This is a genomic window from Clostridium sp. Cult1, from assembly GCF_021655095.1.
Classification (GTDB): Bacteria; Bacillota; Clostridia; order Tissierellales; family Tepidimicrobiaceae; genus Schnuerera.
Genome location: NZ_PPXW01000001.1, coordinates 1,475,356 through 1,491,941, shown reverse-complemented (window position 1 = coordinate 1,491,941; position 16,586 = coordinate 1,475,356). Strand labels below are relative to the sequence as shown.

Sequence of the window (16,586 nt, the reverse complement as noted above, 5' to 3'; positions counted from 1 at the left end):
CTTTAAATACCCAAGGCATTTCTTTTAGATAGGATAATATTTTCTAATTTATCTGCTGTACTTAAGACATCATCGTCCATGATTAACTTACCACCTGTTAATTCTTCCAAGTCTTCAGTCAAAACTTTAGTAACTATTTTACTGCCAGTTATATAAGGTGGTTTCGCTAAATGTAGAGGTAACCCTAAAGCAAGAGCAAAAGCACCATCTGCTAAAGCCTGTTCTTCTAACCATTGAGGCGCAGAAAGAATAAGTGGCAGTTGTGGCAAATCTATATTAAGTATTCTAGCTAATTCTGTAGCAACGGCTTCCAACCTTCCAATAGATAAACAGGGACCAAAGTTTAATACTGGAGGAATGCCTAATTGTTCACATATGCTTCTTAAACTATCTCCAGCTAATACTGCTGCCTGTGGAGACATAAGTCCAACATTTTCTAAACCTCCACTAGAACATCCTGCTGATAAAACTATAATATCCCTTTTTATAAGTTCCTTTGTAAGTTCAACGGTAAATACATCATGCCCGCCTGAAACCAGATTGGAACAACCAACGATTCCTGCAACCCCTTTTATCTTACCTGCTACTATTAAATCTATTAACGGCTTATAACTACCTCCTAAAAATTCCCTCAATGAATCCTCGCTAATTCCAGTTAAGGTATCATCATTTCCATGATTAGCTGGCATATTTATCTTTATTTTATTTCTTCTATTCTTATAGCTTTTTATCCCTTCTTCTATTACATAGAGAGAAATGTTTTCCCTATCTTCATAGGAATACTGAACAAATTCTGCCTTCTGCTTTTTAGCCACATCATCAATACATATCATCTTCACCATTAATTCTTCAGAAATAGGCTCTATACCTGGAAAAGTACAGTTAAACTCAGATAAAATCAAATCTATACCACCAGTAGCAATTAGAGCCTCACTAGTAAAATTGTTTCCAGAATGACCGGAAAATACATCCTGATAATGTTCTCCCCTTAACTGTAAATCTTGACCAACACAGGTTGAACCAACTAATTTAAATCCCTTTGCCCCAACCTCCTTAGCTTTTTCCTTTGCATAATATGAAACTAAAGCCTCTTGAAGGTGGGAGAATAAAGAATGCTGATGACCAGTAATCATGATATTTATATAGTCTGGATCTAAAACCTTAAACCCTACACTAGCAGGTCTTATCTGAGGCTCTCCTAGCATTATATCGTTCAGTTTGTTTGTTAAAAATAACCCATATAATCCGGTGGAAATACCAAGATTTAAAGCGTGTAACAACATATCTACAGGATCACTATTAAGGTTAGTAGAGGTTTTTACTAAGGAATCAAAGACTTCTGATTTTGCTCCTCCCGGTAATATGCCTAGTTCTTGCCATCTTTCGTATCGTGGTTCATAGGCTAGTTTTTCTACTAATTCCATTTCCTTAAATCTAGGTTTGTATAAATCCTCCAATACCTTTTCGCCAATTTTAACTGCTTTCTGATGATAACCTCCTCCATCAATTTCAAATAGTTCAGCTAATTGATTTAAAGTATTCTTGCCCCTTATCTCTCCCTTTTTTTCTCCAGTTTCTTTTAAATTCCAAGCAGCATTCTCTACTATATGGAGATAACAAGCGGATCCAGCAGTAACTGCTCTTAAAAAATTCCTAGCTACAATAGTATCCGATGTAGCACCACATACCCCTTTTGGAGCATCTGGAGTAATCCTACAGGGTCCATTAGCGCAAAGTTTACAACAAACTCCTTGGAGTCCAAACCCACATTTAATATCCTGAGTCTCTATCCTATGATGACAGGTGTCAAATTCCAATTCTGCAATAAAATTTTCCAATATTTTATCTGCAGAATTGCAAGTAGCAGCTTTCATTTTCAAAGCCATAAAAATACCCCCTTAATATTATACTTATCATGTTAACGTTTACCACTTTGGTGTACTTTTATTTAAAAATATATGGAAGTTATACACTTCCTATATTTTATAATCATCTAAAATGGTTTGAAAATTAATGGATTCTAAATCCTTTTTTAAATTCTCTTGAACATGATATAAAGCTTTATGAATAGAACAATTTTTTACACCAATATTATTACATTCCTCTGGGTCGTATAGACATCTATTTATATAAATAGGCCCATCTACGGCTTCTACCACATCTAATAAAGTTATATCCTGCGGTTTTCTATTTAAAACATATCCTCCATTTACCCCCATAAAAGATTCTACCAATCCTGCATTTCTCAATTTCTGTAGTAATTTTAATAAAAATCTAACAGGTATATTTTGTTCCTCTGCTATTATATTTGCACTTACCCTAGCTCCTGACTCCATTGTACATAGATAATATACAGCTCTTAGAGCATAATCTGCTTCTTGAGTTATTCTCATTGATCTTCTCCTTGTTTAAAGTTATACCAATTTAGTGTACTTTCATTATATGTTAATTATTTGGTATTGTCAATATCAAAAAAATATCAAAAATCAAATGGCAAAAATTTTTTGCCACTTGATTTCCTTATACTATCTATTCTCAGTTATTATCTCTGCTAATTTTATATTAGAAATTAAAGATTCAAGTTGAATTTTTGATGATAAACCAAAACTCAGTCTATCAAAACAAGCATTAGCTGCTGGATGATAATGTTGTCCTTTTTCTTCAGCTTCTTTACCAGCTCTAATAGCTTCCTCTAAAAAAGATCCATCTTTCAAGCGTTGATCCTTAGGTATTGGATTTAAAACTAGATTACAACCATATTCCAATTGATTTGCATCTTCATAGGATAATTTCTTTAATAGCCTATAAGGCTTAAGACTTAATATATATCCATCACAATATTCTGTTTCAAACCCTAATATATTTACCCCGTGATCCTTAAGCCAGTTTAAAGTCCCTTCTATATCTAGCATATCTTTAGGTGATGTAGCCACAAGGGTAATATCCATTTGGGAAAGAGCAGGTAAGTCATAACAAAGCCTTTCCTCTTTAATATCTCCTATTCCTCCTATACCAGCTGAAACTACTACCGGGCAGCCTATTTCTTTGGCTACTGCCATAGTACCTGAAGCTGTAAGATAGGCGTTTATATTAGTATTACACTCTTCTTTAACCTTACGGCCATCAAGTCTAGTCCAGCTATCCCTTTCCTGTCTTGATGTGATGAACTCCTCAATGGTTCCTATGCGTATTTTTCCCTTTTCCATCCAAGCTAACATTGCTCCTTTGGGCCAAGCAGATAATATCTCATAATCCTCTACGGATATAAGGCCATGGCCTAACAAAGCCGTTTCTACCAAGTAGTTTTTAGGTCTATTTCCATCCGTCAAAATCATTTATATTCTCCTTATTTACCACTGCAAGGGGAGAGTATACTGGGCCTTCCACTTCTTCACCTTGAACAATTTTTAGAGATAAAAGCAAAGCTGCTTTTGTATATACCGATGGAGAATAGGTAATAGAACCATCAAGACGCCCTTCCTTTATAGCTACCTGTGCCTCTTCTGTAAAATCTACACCATATACTATAATTCCATCCTTTTTATCAGCTGTTTCTAAAGCTTCTACTGCAGCAAGAGCCATTACATCATTACAAGCAAATATTCCTTTTAAATCTGGATGAGCTTGAATAAGATCTGTAGCAATATTATAAGCTGTATTTCTATCCCAATTCCCAGGTTGAATACTTACAATTTCAACACCTTCTGTGTTTTCAAAGACCTCTTTTGCTCCTTTAGTACGACCTTCACTCTGTCCAGCTCCAGGGATACCTTGTATTATTGCTACTTTGCCACCATCAGGCATTTGTTTTAACATATCTTCGGCAACCATTTTACCTTGATTCTCGAAATCCACAGTAATAATGCCATCCACATGTCCACCTTGTTCTTTTAATGCATCTTGATTTACTCCAGGCCCTAAATTTATTACGGGTACATTAGCTTGATTAGCTCTTAATAGCCCTGGAATTAAATTGTTACCATCTATTGGTGAAAATATAATAGCATCGTAATCCTTCACTATCATTCCATCTAATGTCTCAAGTTGGGAAGTAGTATCACCTTCTGTAGGTGCAGATAGCACTTCTACTTCAATTCCTAATTCTTCTCCAGCCTTTTCATATTTATCCTTCATATTTGACCAGAAGGGATTAGTAAGAGAAATTATTAAAACACCAATTTTTTCTCCTCCATCAAGTTCTGGCATTGGTTCCAATTGATCCATTAATATTTCTTCCATTTCAGCAATTTTAGAATTACCTTCCTCTTCACTATTATTTTCTTCTACTAAATCCATTTCTTCTGCATCCTTTGTACTATCTAATTCTGTAGTTTCCATATCCTTAGACGTACAACCAATTAGCATGCTAATTAACATAGTTAAAACTAATACTAATGATATAACTTTTTTCATTTTATTACTTCATCTCCTTTAAAATATGTTTTCTGCAATTATCAAATCTGTATCTGTCTTCTTTGCCTTATTTCTGATATTGATACAGATATGATAATGATTGCCCCTATGAACAACTGCTGATAATATGAAGAAATACTCAATAAAGTTAGACCATTTCTAACTACTCCTAACAGAAGGCAAGCTATTACTGTACCACCAATACTAGCTTTACCTCCTTTCATAGAAGTTCCTCCTAAAATGACAGCAGCAATAATATCTGATTCTAGCATAAACCCTGCATTAGGTTCAGCTGCATTAAGCCTTGATATATAGATTAATCCTGCTAATCCAGCCATTAATCCAGAAAATATGTAAATTGTTGTCTTGTAAAAATTAACAGAAACCCCTACTCGTCTTAAGGCCTCCTCATTTCCACCTAGAGCAAGGCTATATTGTCCCCATTTTGTATATTTAAGTAAAAAAACAGAGAGTATAGCCATAAATATTCCTAATATTATTGGAGGATTGATCTTACCAAGATCCCCTTTTCCAAAATATGTAATTTGGGGAGGAAAACCGTATATTGGCATACCCTCTGTTATTACCAAGCTAATTCCTCTAAATAGGGACATACTACCTATAGTCACAATAAAAGGAGCTATTTTAAGCTTTGAAATAATAACACCATTAATAGCACCTAATATCCCACCTATTAAAACCCCTATTATAGATGACAACACTACAGATACTCCACCCTTTAGCATTAATCCAATACATATTCCAGTTAGTGCAACAATACTTCCTACAGATAAATCAATACCTCCAGAAGAAATCACGAAAGTCATTCCTATGGCCATTATTAACTGTGTTGAAGTATGGTCAAGTATATTTCTTAAATTATTCCAAGTAAGAAAATATGGAGATTTTATTGACAAAAATATAACTAATAAAATCATAATTCCAAGTAAAAATAATTGTGTAAAAGGTTTTTCTATTCCAACAGACTTCTTATCATATTCTTTAATCAATACATTCACTCTCTCTTAAACAATTCTTAGCCCCAAGGCTAATTCTCTCCCTTAGTTCCTGCGGTGTAACTTGGTTTTTCATTACATCATCAACTACTTCACCATGTTCCAGAATAAAAATTCTATCAGATATATCAAATACCTGATATATATCATGACTTATAATTAGTACTGCAAATCCTTTATCAGGTAACGATTTTATCAAGTGATTAGCTGCTGTAGATTCCTTTACCCCCATGGCAGCTGTTGGCTCATCAAAAATTATTAGTTTTTTCCCCTGGTAAACAGCCCTTCCAATTGCCACAGACTGCCTCTGGCCTCCTGACAAATAACCTACAGGTGTTTTTAAATAAGGAATATTTATATTAAGGTTTTTTAGTAGAAACTCAGTTTCTCTATACATCTTTTCATAATCCAATATAAAACCGAATTTAGTTATCTCCTTACCTAAAAAAATATTTCCGGTCACATCCCTAAAATTATCTAAAGCCAAATCTTGATAAACTGTTGCTATACCTTTTTCATAAGCTAGTTTAGGTGTGATATATTTGTAAAGATTATCCTCTATGTATATACTCCCACTATCCGGTCTTATAGTACCAGATAGAATTTTAATAAGGGTACTTTTACCAGAACCATTATCTCCAACTATTGCTGTTATTTTATTCTTTTCAATTTCCATAGTTACATTCTTTAAAGCATTTACTTTTCCAAAACTCTTTGAAATATTTTTTAAGGATGCAAATACTATATTTCCCTTTGGCTCTTCCATAACTTTCTCCTTATTATCCTTATTATTCTTGAACCTTTAGCTATTTTAGCATAATTAATCCTTTTATTCCAATTAATAAAATCTATGTAAGTATAGATTGTATAGGTTTTTTTAATACTACCTATAAACAAAGACTCCCTCTCATTTTATATTGAAATAAGAGGGAGTTAAGGTGGGTTTTTGTCGCTATTGCTTCATTAGCTGGTCTAATACCTCCTGTTTCATATTGAAACTGTGAATATCTTCCGGGAATTTCTCTTCCCGGACTTCTTTCCCATATGCATTAAAGGCTTCCAATATAATATTTCCAACATCGGCATATTGTTTAACAAATTTAGGTACAAATTGGTCAAACATTCCTATCATATCCTGTGTAACTAATACTTGTCCATCACAATGTACACCTGCTCCAATCCCTATTGTAGATATTTCTAGGGTTTCAGTTATTAGTTTTCCCATTTGAGCAGGTACACATTCTACAACTACAGAAAAAGCACCTGCAGCTTCCACTGCTTTTGCATCTTCAAGTATCCTCTTAGCTGCTTTTACATCTTTACCTTGTACTTTAAACCCACCTAATTGAGAGCTAGTCTGGGGTGTCAAACCTATATGGCCCATTACCGGTATTCCTGCTGCTACTATTGCCTCTATCTTATCTGCCACATTCACTCCGCCTTCTAGTTTTATACAGTCACAACCCCCTTCTTTCATTAACCTTATGGCATTTTCCACTGCTTTTTCCACACTTACATTATAGGCGCCAAAGGGTAAATCTCCAACAATAAAAGTATTAGGTGCTCCTTTAACCACCGGTTTAATATGGTGAATCATATCTTCCATAGTTACCTTAATAGTTCCTTCGTATCCCAACATAACCATTCCTAAGGAATCACCTACTAATATTAATTCTATGTCTGACTTATCTACTAAGGCAGCCATTTGATAGTCATAGGCAGTGACCATTCTAAGTTTTTTACCTTCTTTTTTCATTTTTTTAAAGTCCAATGTTGTTATTTTTGTTTTCATTTTGATGTCCCCTTTCAATAGTGTTGCTAACTGTATCCGCTCATATACCTTGCTAATAATTGTGCGAAAACTAGAGCAAAATCATCAGTATGAATATTATTGATTTTTTAACAGAACTTCTCTTCTTCTTTCAATAGTTTCTTCTATGCTCAATCCCTTTTCATTGTTTATTATGGCTTTTTCCCAGTCTCCGTACATAGGATTAGGTAAAACTAAAAATTTTGTTCCCCATTTTTCTTTAAATTCATCTACGGCTTTAGCTCTTCCTTCCAATCCTAAAGAAGGTGAAAATGCATCAGAAAAATCTTCTAAATTATCACCTATCAATAATACAACTTCGTAATCTTTTTCTACTACATTTCTTCTACTTTCTTTGCTAGAGGGAGTCCCATCTTCCCTAACAAAAAGGTGCTTTTCATTATCTATTGGGAATCCAAGTTTTTCAAGACTTTCCAGAGTGGCTTCCCTAATTGCAGGCCATCTGTTGGTAATATAAAATACTTCACCACCGTTATCTACGACATAATTTAAGAATTCTACCGAACCTGGTATGGCTTTTGGTAAATCCGATGCCACCCATTCTTCCCAAGCTTGAGTAGTCCATTCTTTGCCACCCATTAATTGACAGGTATAAGATGTACTATCTATTATAGCATCGTCAATATCCACAATAACCGCAAGTTTTTCTTCACCTTTATTCCCTTCTAAAGCTTTATCATACAACATTTTTGCCAAATTAAACACTTGATAACTATTAGCCCTGTTTTCACCAGACATTAGCCATAATGTTCCCGAAACATTTTGCTCCAATCGCGGATCACTGGATATTTTACTACCATCTTCTATAACAACTCTGTTATTTTTAGCATCCCAAGACACTTTTTTGTTATCCTGTTCAGCGAATGTTCTTATGGGAACGTAGGTTTTGCCATTATATATAAATGGTTTTTCATCATCCTCAAATATAATGTCTTTACCATTCAATTGAATTTCAATTAAACTATCATCTACTTGTATGGTTTTAAGTATTGGTCTAGCAAATACTGTGCTCGCCATAATGGCAAAGACCATCAAAGTCATGAGCAAAGTTTTTTTATTAAAACTACGTTTCATTTATTATCCCCCCATTTTTAATTTATTTAACTCCGTAATTCCCTATAAGCCTTAAATCCATAAGCTGATTCTGCAGATTTAATTGCATTTATCACTGCTCTCTCCATAGTTCTTGCGGCTAAAAATCCCACCACATTAATATCTGCTTTCACTTTACCCGTAGCCATAGTGAATATTGTATCTCCATCGAATATAGAATGAGCTGGTCTCATGGTTCTAGCATAGCCGTTATGGGACATGGATGCTAATTTATTAGCTTCGGCTTTTGTAAATATTCCATTAGTAGCCACAACACCTATAGTAGTATTCCCGCTAAAAACATTCTTCTTTTCTGAGTATTTTTCAGCCATTACATTTTCTGTTCCAACTAATTTTTTCCCATCTTCATCTAGTAAACCAGCTAAAATCTCTCCCGTTTCTGGGTCTATTATATCCCCTAAAGCATTAACTGCTACAATAGCACCTACCTTTAAATCCCCTATTTGCAGAGCATAAGAACCTAATCCCCCTTTCATTGCCCTTTCTATTCCTAAAAACTTCCCTACAGTAGCACCAGTTCCAGCTCCTATATTACCATTAGGACATTCCTTATCTGTTGCATTAGTACAAGCTTTATATCCCATATTAAAATCTGGTCTTACCCTATAATCCCCTACTACCAAATCAAACAACACTGCACTACATACTATAGGTACTTTAGTTACCTGTACATCAAATCCAATATCCCTTTCTTCTAAATATTTCATAGCTCCAGAAGCTGCATCTAGCCCAAAGGCTGATCCTCCAGACAACATTACTGCATGGATTTTATCTACTAAATTTTGTGGATCTAATAGATCTGTCTCCCTAGTTCCAGGAGAACCTCCCCTTACATCGACGCCAGCTGTTGCTCCTCCTTCACATATTATGACTGTACAACCTGTAGCAGCTTTAAAATCCTGAACATGACCTACCTTTATACCATCAATATGAGTAAATGGTATTTCTTCCATTTTATACTCTTCCATAACTCAGCCCCTCCTTTTATGACATTGTCAATACCTGGATAATTGCAATTAATACTCCCGTAACCCCTTCTCCACCTAATAATCCTGATGAAACTATAGTGCCTTTATCTAATAGTTTTGGTTTTGTCTTGGAAACTACAAGATGAATTAATCCTCCTAAAAATGCGGTAGTTGATATGAACATAGGTAAATATATGCCAATACCTAAAGTCATTCCTGGTATATTGAGGATATATAATACAAATCCAATTACAAGGCCAGCAATAAAAGCACCTGTATTTGGTAAACCACCAACCATAGTGGATACAGCATAAGCTTGAGGTGCTGGCAACTCAGTCCCTGGACCCATAGTTCCATAGGCTTTATACATAACAAACATTACAATAACAGATACAACAGCACCAATTACTCCCCCTATGGTTTCAGCAATTAACTGAGCTTTTGGATCGGTTTTTAATATATATCCTGATTTAAAATCGTTTAACACATCTCCAGCTAATCCGCTAGCTACGGCAACTACACCTGCAACTAAGAATGCTTCCACACCGCCAATTTTCGTTATTGCTTTAACAACTAACAATACTATTATACCAAATATCTCCATTGGGTTAATCCCGGTTTGCCCGGTTATTGAAGCTGCCATAGCTGTAGTTAGCCATACTCCTAATATAGTTAAAACGGAGGCAATAAACCCCATATTAGTAAATACAGTTAATAGGAAAGCTATTGCTACCAATGCCATTGGTATCCATTTCATATTTACTCCGCCTTCTTTTGCTGCTTTTCCACTTATCATTGGTCCATAAATCTCTTTTGCTTTAGGAAGTATTCCCTTTACTAATATACCAATTCCAGTACCTACCATAAGACCAATACCTAAACTATCTTTAAAAGCAGTAGCTACCCCTACATCGGCAAACCAACCTACCTTCACCCCTATAGGTATTAAGAAAAAATAAGAAATTACAGCTCCTAAAAACCATACACCTGTAAACAAAGGTCCAATTAAATATCCAATTCCGACTGCCATAGGGGATACCCATAATCCAAAGAATATATTCTTCGCAGCTAACTTTTCTGGCAACCAAGCTCCTGGTATTTTGCCAAACCAATCTCTAATTGCTGTAAAAACTGCCGTAAGCCCTAGGGTAGAAAATAGGATCTTAGCTTTTCCTCCTCCTTCATCTCCTGCAAGAACAGTTTCAGATGCAGCAATTCCCATAGGGAAAGGTAATTTTTCACCTTCTATAAAATATTTCCTTATCAATGCTGTAAATATGACCCCTAAAATTGCTCCAGATAAGGTTACAGCTAATAAGGCCACAAAACTAACCTCTGCCCCTTGATCAAGCATCCAAATCCCTGGAATAGTAAAGGCTAATCCTCCAGCTACCATCCCCCCTGCTGACATAGCCGTATGAGTAACATTGATTTCATTTAGATTAGTATTTTTCATAAGTCTTAATATGGTCATAGACATAACTGCAACAAAAAATAGTTGGCCAAGGTAATGCACCCATCCTTAAAGCAACATACATAGAACTAGTAGTAATGATAACTGCTCCTATTGCTCCGATTATAATACCTCTAAATGTTAACTGCTCTTTAAAACTCTTTGCGTATTTCATGTTATCCATAGCAGGTTTCATCAAATTTACCCCCTTTGAACTTTATTTTTAGTCACTCTTCAACTCCTAATAACATGGCGGTAGCTAAGGCCATAATCTTTGCAGAATTTTTCATATCCTCTATTTTCACGTATTCATCTACCTTGTGGGCTAATACTAATGGTCCTGGTCCATATACTATGCATTCTTCCATATTCCCTTCTTTCACTACATATTTCTGGTCATCACTTCCAGGACTTAGTGAAAAATCCATTTCTTTTCCTAAATATTCATTTCCAGCTTTCAAGAAAGCATTTACAACATCTGTATCATCAGGAACTATGGTAGGCTCAACTTCCATGATTACATTAAATTCATAATCAAAATTAGGATCCTTGCTTTTTAATTCCTCGCATATAGATAATATCTTTTCTTTTGCCCAGGATACACTTTGTTCAGGGATAAGGCGCCAGTCGAATGTAGCTTTACAACGATTTGGAACCGTATTGACCTTATTCCCAGCCTCTACAGTCGTAATTGTTAATGTACTTTTTCTACATTCTACAGGTTGGATAGGATATTTAGAATCTGCCATTAATAACGGTCTAATTTTCTTATCAATAGCATTTATTACTTTTACCATATTTTCAATGGCATTCACTCCTTCATAAGGCATACTACCATGACTTTGAACCCCTTTTGTTGTCAACTCAAACCATAAAGTACCCCTATGCCCAAGACATACCTTATCCACATCTAAACATTCCGTTATTACACAGTAGTCTGTATTTTCCTTGTTCAAATATCCTTCTTTAACCAAATAACCCATTCCTGCTTCTCCTCCAGTTTCTTCATCTGGAGTAGCACTTGATATAATGGTTCCCTTTAACTTTATCCCTGCTTTTTTAAGAGCATAGATAGCGAATATTTGGGAGACAATACCAGATTTTTGATCAGAAGAACCTCTACCATATAATTTACCATCTTTTACAACTGCTTCATATGGGTCTACAGACCATCCATCCCCAGCAGGTACTACATCATAATGCCCAGAAAAATGTATATTAGGTCTATCACGGGTCCCTTTATATCTACCAATTACATTTACCCTTGGAAGACTTTCTCCTTTTGGCGCTAATTTAGGTAATAATTCCTCTGGAACATTAATATATTCTACTTCACAACCTATCCTTTTCATCATATTCCCAATTATCTCAGCACATTTAGGATAATATCTTCCAGGTGGATTCTCTGTCGGAATTCGTACAATTTCCTGGGCAAATTCAATTAATTCGTTTTCTAAGCTTTCTACAGCTTCATCTATAGCATTTTTTATCCCTTTATAATCTTTCATTAGACAATCCCCTCCATTTTGCCAATAGGTATCCAATACAAACCTAGCTTCATTAATAATCCTAATAATGAAGCTAGGTAGGATTATTTAAACGCCCCAGAAAATCTCAATTATTTCCTGAGATGGCTCTTCAGTTATATTAGAAACGATAATGAAAGCTATCAATGATAATATTAATGGTAAAACTATGGTATGCATCCCTAATGGTCTTGGCCATTTATAGCTAAACAATATATAACTTCCTATTCCAACTATCATTGAAGCAAGAGCACCTTCTTTGTTTGCTTTTTTCCAATAAAGTCCTAATATTACTGGCCACAAAAATGTTGAAATCAAACCAGCGTTAGCATAAAGATTTAACCACACCATTAATTCTGGTGGATTTAATGCTACTAAGAATATAATCAGTCCAATAATTAATGTAGCTATAAAACTAACCTTAGATATTTTTGCTGTATCCTTTCTATCCCCTGGTCTAATGTAATTTGCATAAAGATCATTAACCATAGCACCTACTACAATTAATAGTTGGGAATCTACTGTAGACATAACAGCAGCTAATGGTCCTGCTAATATTAAACCTGCTACCCATCCTGGGAACAAATCTACCGTTAAAGTTGGTACTACTAAATCTCCAGATTCTATCCCGGAAACCAAAGTCGTTCCAAAGGCACCAACTAAATGCATCAATAGCAATAGTATCATTGATATAATGGTTCCATATTTTATACCACGATGTAAACTATTGGTATCCTTATAAGACATAGCTCTTACAGCAACACTTGGAAGACCTACTATAGCAAAACCTACTAAGATCCAAAAGGAAGTAACATAAGCCTTGGTCATAAACCCTTCTGTTACACCAAAAGGCGATATTAAACCAGGGTTTATTTCCCTCATATTAGTTACAATATTACTAATTCCTCCCCCTGCTTGTACTGCAACAACAAATAGAATTATTGTCCCCATTGTCATAATAATCCCTTGTAGAGTATCCGTTAATGCAACAGCCCTAAAACCGCCAATAGTAGTATATACTATTACTGTTATTGCAAATATAGATAATGCAGTTACATAAGGTAATCCAACTGAACCTTCCAAAAGTCTAGCTGCCCCTATCCACTGGGCTGCCATTGCCGCTATAAAGAAAAATATAATAGATAGAGATACGATAATTACAAGAGGTTTACTCTTATATCTTGCTCTTATAAAATCAGTTATTGTTACCGCATTTATTTTCCTTGCAACTATGGCAAACTTTTTACCTAATACTGATAATGTAAAATAACCAGTGGGCATCTGGGTCATAGCTAAAAACACCCAACCTAACCCTTGAGTATAAGCTGTACCAGGTCCGCCAATAAAACTACCTGCACTTAAATATGTTGCAACCATAGTCATTGCAAGTACAAATCCACCTAAATCTCTACCACTAATTAAAAATTCATCTAAAAAACCTTCTCCAGTAGGGGCTGTTCTCGCTTTAGAAACATGTTTCATTGAGTAAAATCCAACTAAAAATACACCGATAAAATAAATAACTAAGGCAACTAATACCGATATATTTAAACCTGCCATTATCTCACCTCCCCAGAGAATTCCTTAGCTTCATCTTCATCCATATCTTCAAGTGGCATATTCTTGAAAAATTTATCTACCATTATAAAAGTTAAAATAGTAAACAATATGGCACCTACAACACTACTCATAAAAAACCAAGTAGGTAAACCCATTATATAAGAATATTCTTCGACAGGCTTTGAACCAAGACCATATCCCCAAGCATACCACCAGACTACATTGAGTATACCAAGAGCACCTGCATAAATAGCTTCTTTATTACATTGCTTATATCTAGGATCTTCAATAAATTTTTTATCATTGTCACCTATAGACATAGAGCTCCCTCCTTATACATCTAATTTAAGAAATAACGGACAGTTTTACCTCCCCTCTTTATAATTTAATAACTTTAAATGATATTACTTTTGGTGTCAATGATTTTATTATTATTGTAGTAATTAAACATCTCTTGCTAACTTCTCCTTAACTTTAATCATATCCATCAAAACTCTATTTACTGGTGTATCTAAACCTAACTTTTCTCCTTCTTTTACTATAGCGCCATTAATCTTCTCTATTTCAGTCTTTCTTCCATTCAATATATCTTGCAACATAGAAGATTTGTTTTCTCCAGTGGTTTTTGCTACATTTATTACACTAGAAATTACTTCTTCCTTACTAAAGTCTAATCCTAATCCATTGGCAACTTTAACTCCTTCGGAAACTGCTAAAGTTAATAATTCTTTACTTTCTTCCCATTTTAATAACTTACCATTTCTTATTTCAAGAATAGCAGTCAAAGCATTTATACCAACATTTACTAACAATTTAGACCAAACTAACTCCATTACATTGTCTGATATAATTGTTTCAAAACCAGCTTCGTTTAAAACATTTCTTATTATAGTGACATTTTCATCATTAATTCCTATTAGCTTTCCAATATAAGTTTTACCTTTCCCAGCATGCCTTATCTTGCCAGGTTGAATCATAGTTGCCCCATGAGATGTAGTTCCCAAAATAATATTATTTTCTGGTACATACTGACCAATCCCATCTGCATTTCCATAGCCGTTCTGTAAGGATAACACCATAGTTCTTGGCCCAATAATAGATAAATTATTTTCAATAGCATTTTTTGTATGGGTAGATTTAACAAAAACTATAACTAAATCCACAGGGCCTATACCTTTGGAGTCAGTGATCCCTCTAGGTTTTGTCATTAGTTCAATATTATCCTCTACAATTATCAAACCTTTGTCATTTATTCTATTTATATGCTCCTCCCAAATATCCACTAGATATACTTCATTATCCCCTTTAGATAAATAACCACCATAAAGACTTCCCATAGCACCAGAACCAATAATAGCTATTCGCAATAAATCACCTCCTTCCCAATTAATATTTCACTTTTAGTCATTCCTCATTTAAATAGTATAAAGCTGCTAAAATGTAAATTTTACTAATCTCTATAATATCCTCTATTTCACACCATTCATCTACTTGATGTGGAACCTCCCTATCCCCCGCTCCCGTCACAATAACAGGTATACCCTTTTCTACCGCTAAAAAGGTACCATCAGTAGCTCCTGGAACTCCGTTATAGATAGGCTTTTCCTTCATAATATTCTCATAGGCTTTAGCCACAGCTTTAACAACAGGTTCATCCTTTGAAGTAACTGTATAGGGCCTATCGTCCAATACTTCCATATAAGCATCAAATTTTTCATCGCCATAACGATATTGTTCCTTAAACCTATCTAATATTCCTTGAACCTGTCTCTTAATGGCATCATGTTCTTGTCCCGGTATTGTCCTTATGTCTAAAGTCATATATGCATCGGTAGGTATTACATTTATTTGGGCTATTCCCTTTATAGGGGTTTGTATTACAGTAGGGGTAATGCTCGGCCACCCTAAATATTCATGTTTTCCTAATCGATCTTTTTCAAAATTTTCTAGTCTCCTTAATTCATTAATAACTTTTCCCACAGCCCAATTAGGGTTATTTCCTGCTAAAGGCATACAACCATGTGCCATCTTACCTTTAAAGGAAATACCTATACGAATAGCACCTTTTTGATAGATGCATAAATGTTTTTCCTCTGGCTCGCATATTATTGCTGCATCTACATTATCTGCCCAACCTTTTTTGATAAAATCCTTTATACCTATCATTAATCCTTCCTCATCTACAGGTATGCATAATAGAATATTCCCTTTAAATTTCACACTAGAGTCCTTAATAGCCTTAACTGCATATATAGCTGCTGCTAGATTCTGTTTAGTATCACAAGCTCCTCGACCATAAATTCTTTTTTTCCCATCTACTTCCACTATTTGGCCTCCAAAAGGATCATAGGTCCATTTATCTATATCTCCTGCTGAAACCACATCTGTATGCCCTTCAAACAATAATGTTTTACCTTCCTCTTCTCCCCTTAGAAAGGCAATAACATTAGGTCTACCAGGAACTACTTCTTCTATATATACTTCAAACCCCTCTTCTAGTAAAAAATCATATATATATTTTGCTACTTCCTCTTCATTAGCTCCTTCAACTTCTGGATCATATACACTATTTATTCTAATTATCTCTTGGATAAATGCTATCATATTATCTACTTCAAGTTTATCTAACACCTTTTGATACTCTTCCATCCTATTCCTCCTAATCTTCTGAATACAAATATACAGTCTAAGCTTACAAATCCTATT

General features: G+C 34.8%; 16 protein-coding genes. All 16 read right to left on the bottom strand.

Annotated elements, in window-relative coordinates:
- Nucleotides 1–2: 2 nt before the first annotated feature.
- Nucleotides 3–1,886, bottom strand: coding sequence for an anaerobic carbon-monoxide dehydrogenase catalytic subunit (gene cooS, locus C3E89_RS07390; RefSeq protein ID WP_236911810.1), 1,884 nt, complete (start codon nucleotides 1,884–1,886; stop codon nucleotides 3–5).
- Nucleotides 1,887–1,976: 90 nt separating this feature from the next.
- A complete protein-coding gene (locus tag C3E89_RS07385; RefSeq protein ID WP_109840504.1) occupies nucleotides 1,977–2,393 on the bottom strand; it encodes an RrF2 family transcriptional regulator in 417 nt (138 codons plus the stop codon).
- Between the two features lie 132 nt (nucleotides 2,394–2,525).
- On the bottom strand, nucleotides 2,526–3,335 hold the full coding sequence (locus C3E89_RS07380) for a pseudouridine-5'-phosphate glycosidase (RefSeq protein ID WP_236911809.1): 810 nt from the start codon (nucleotides 3,333–3,335) through the stop codon (nucleotides 2,526–2,528).
- Nucleotides 3,313–4,413, bottom strand: a complete 1,101-nt coding sequence (locus C3E89_RS07375) for a sugar ABC transporter substrate-binding protein (protein WP_236911808.1) — start codon at nucleotides 4,411–4,413, stop codon at nucleotides 3,313–3,315. The genes C3E89_RS07380 and C3E89_RS07375 overlap by 23 nt, the downstream gene beginning before the upstream one ends.
- Nucleotides 4,414–4,454: 41 nt before the next feature.
- A complete protein-coding gene (locus tag C3E89_RS07370; RefSeq protein ID WP_236911807.1) occupies nucleotides 4,455–5,423 on the bottom strand; it encodes an ABC transporter permease in 969 nt (322 codons plus the stop codon).
- On the bottom strand, nucleotides 5,416–6,195 hold the full coding sequence (locus C3E89_RS07365; protein ID WP_025640677.1) for an ATP-binding cassette domain-containing protein: 780 nt from the start codon (nucleotides 6,193–6,195) through the stop codon (nucleotides 5,416–5,418). The genes C3E89_RS07370 and C3E89_RS07365 overlap by 8 nt, the downstream gene beginning before the upstream one ends.
- Nucleotides 6,196–6,381: 186 nt before the next feature.
- A complete protein-coding gene (panB, locus tag C3E89_RS07360) occupies nucleotides 6,382–7,221 on the bottom strand; it encodes a 3-methyl-2-oxobutanoate hydroxymethyltransferase (RefSeq protein ID WP_005585077.1) in 840 nt (279 codons plus the stop codon).
- Between the two features lie 96 nt (nucleotides 7,222–7,317).
- Nucleotides 7,318–8,334, bottom strand: coding sequence for an HAD family acid phosphatase (locus C3E89_RS07355; protein WP_236911806.1), 1,017 nt, complete (start codon nucleotides 8,332–8,334; stop codon nucleotides 7,318–7,320).
- Nucleotides 8,335–8,360: 26 nt separating this feature from the next.
- A complete protein-coding gene (locus C3E89_RS07350; protein WP_236913447.1) occupies nucleotides 8,361–9,326 on the bottom strand; it encodes a P1 family peptidase in 966 nt (321 codons plus the stop codon).
- A 31-nt stretch (nucleotides 9,327–9,357) separates the two neighbouring features.
- Entirely contained in the window at nucleotides 9,358–10,815 is a 1,458-nt protein-coding gene (locus C3E89_RS07345) for an OPT/YSL family transporter (RefSeq protein ID WP_236911805.1), read from the bottom strand.
- Nucleotides 10,784–10,990, bottom strand: coding sequence for a hypothetical protein (locus C3E89_RS07340; RefSeq protein WP_236911804.1), 207 nt, complete (start codon nucleotides 10,988–10,990; stop codon nucleotides 10,784–10,786). Before C3E89_RS07340 ends, C3E89_RS07345 begins: the two co-directional genes overlap by 32 nt.
- A 31-nt stretch (nucleotides 10,991–11,021) precedes the next feature.
- Nucleotides 11,022–12,302, bottom strand: coding sequence for an ArgE/DapE family deacylase (locus C3E89_RS07335; RefSeq protein ID WP_236911803.1), 1,281 nt, complete (start codon nucleotides 12,300–12,302; stop codon nucleotides 11,022–11,024).
- Nucleotides 12,303–12,389: 87 nt separating this feature from the next.
- Nucleotides 12,390–13,880, bottom strand: a complete 1,491-nt coding sequence (gene panF, locus C3E89_RS07330; protein ID WP_236911802.1) for a sodium/pantothenate symporter — start codon at nucleotides 13,878–13,880, stop codon at nucleotides 12,390–12,392.
- Nucleotides 13,880–14,200, bottom strand: coding sequence for a YhdT family protein (locus C3E89_RS07325; RefSeq protein ID WP_236911801.1), 321 nt, complete (start codon nucleotides 14,198–14,200; stop codon nucleotides 13,880–13,882). Before C3E89_RS07325 ends, panF begins: the two co-directional genes overlap by 1 nt.
- A gap of 123 nt (nucleotides 14,201–14,323) precedes the next feature.
- Nucleotides 14,324–15,247, bottom strand: a complete 924-nt coding sequence (locus tag C3E89_RS07320; RefSeq protein WP_236911800.1) for a ketopantoate reductase family protein — start codon at nucleotides 15,245–15,247, stop codon at nucleotides 14,324–14,326.
- 37 nt (nucleotides 15,248–15,284) lie between these two features.
- Complete coding sequence (locus C3E89_RS07315; protein ID WP_236911799.1) at nucleotides 15,285–16,529, bottom strand: M20 family metallopeptidase; 1,245 nt, start codon at nucleotides 16,527–16,529, stop codon at nucleotides 15,285–15,287.
- Nucleotides 16,530–16,586: the final 57 nt, after the last annotated feature.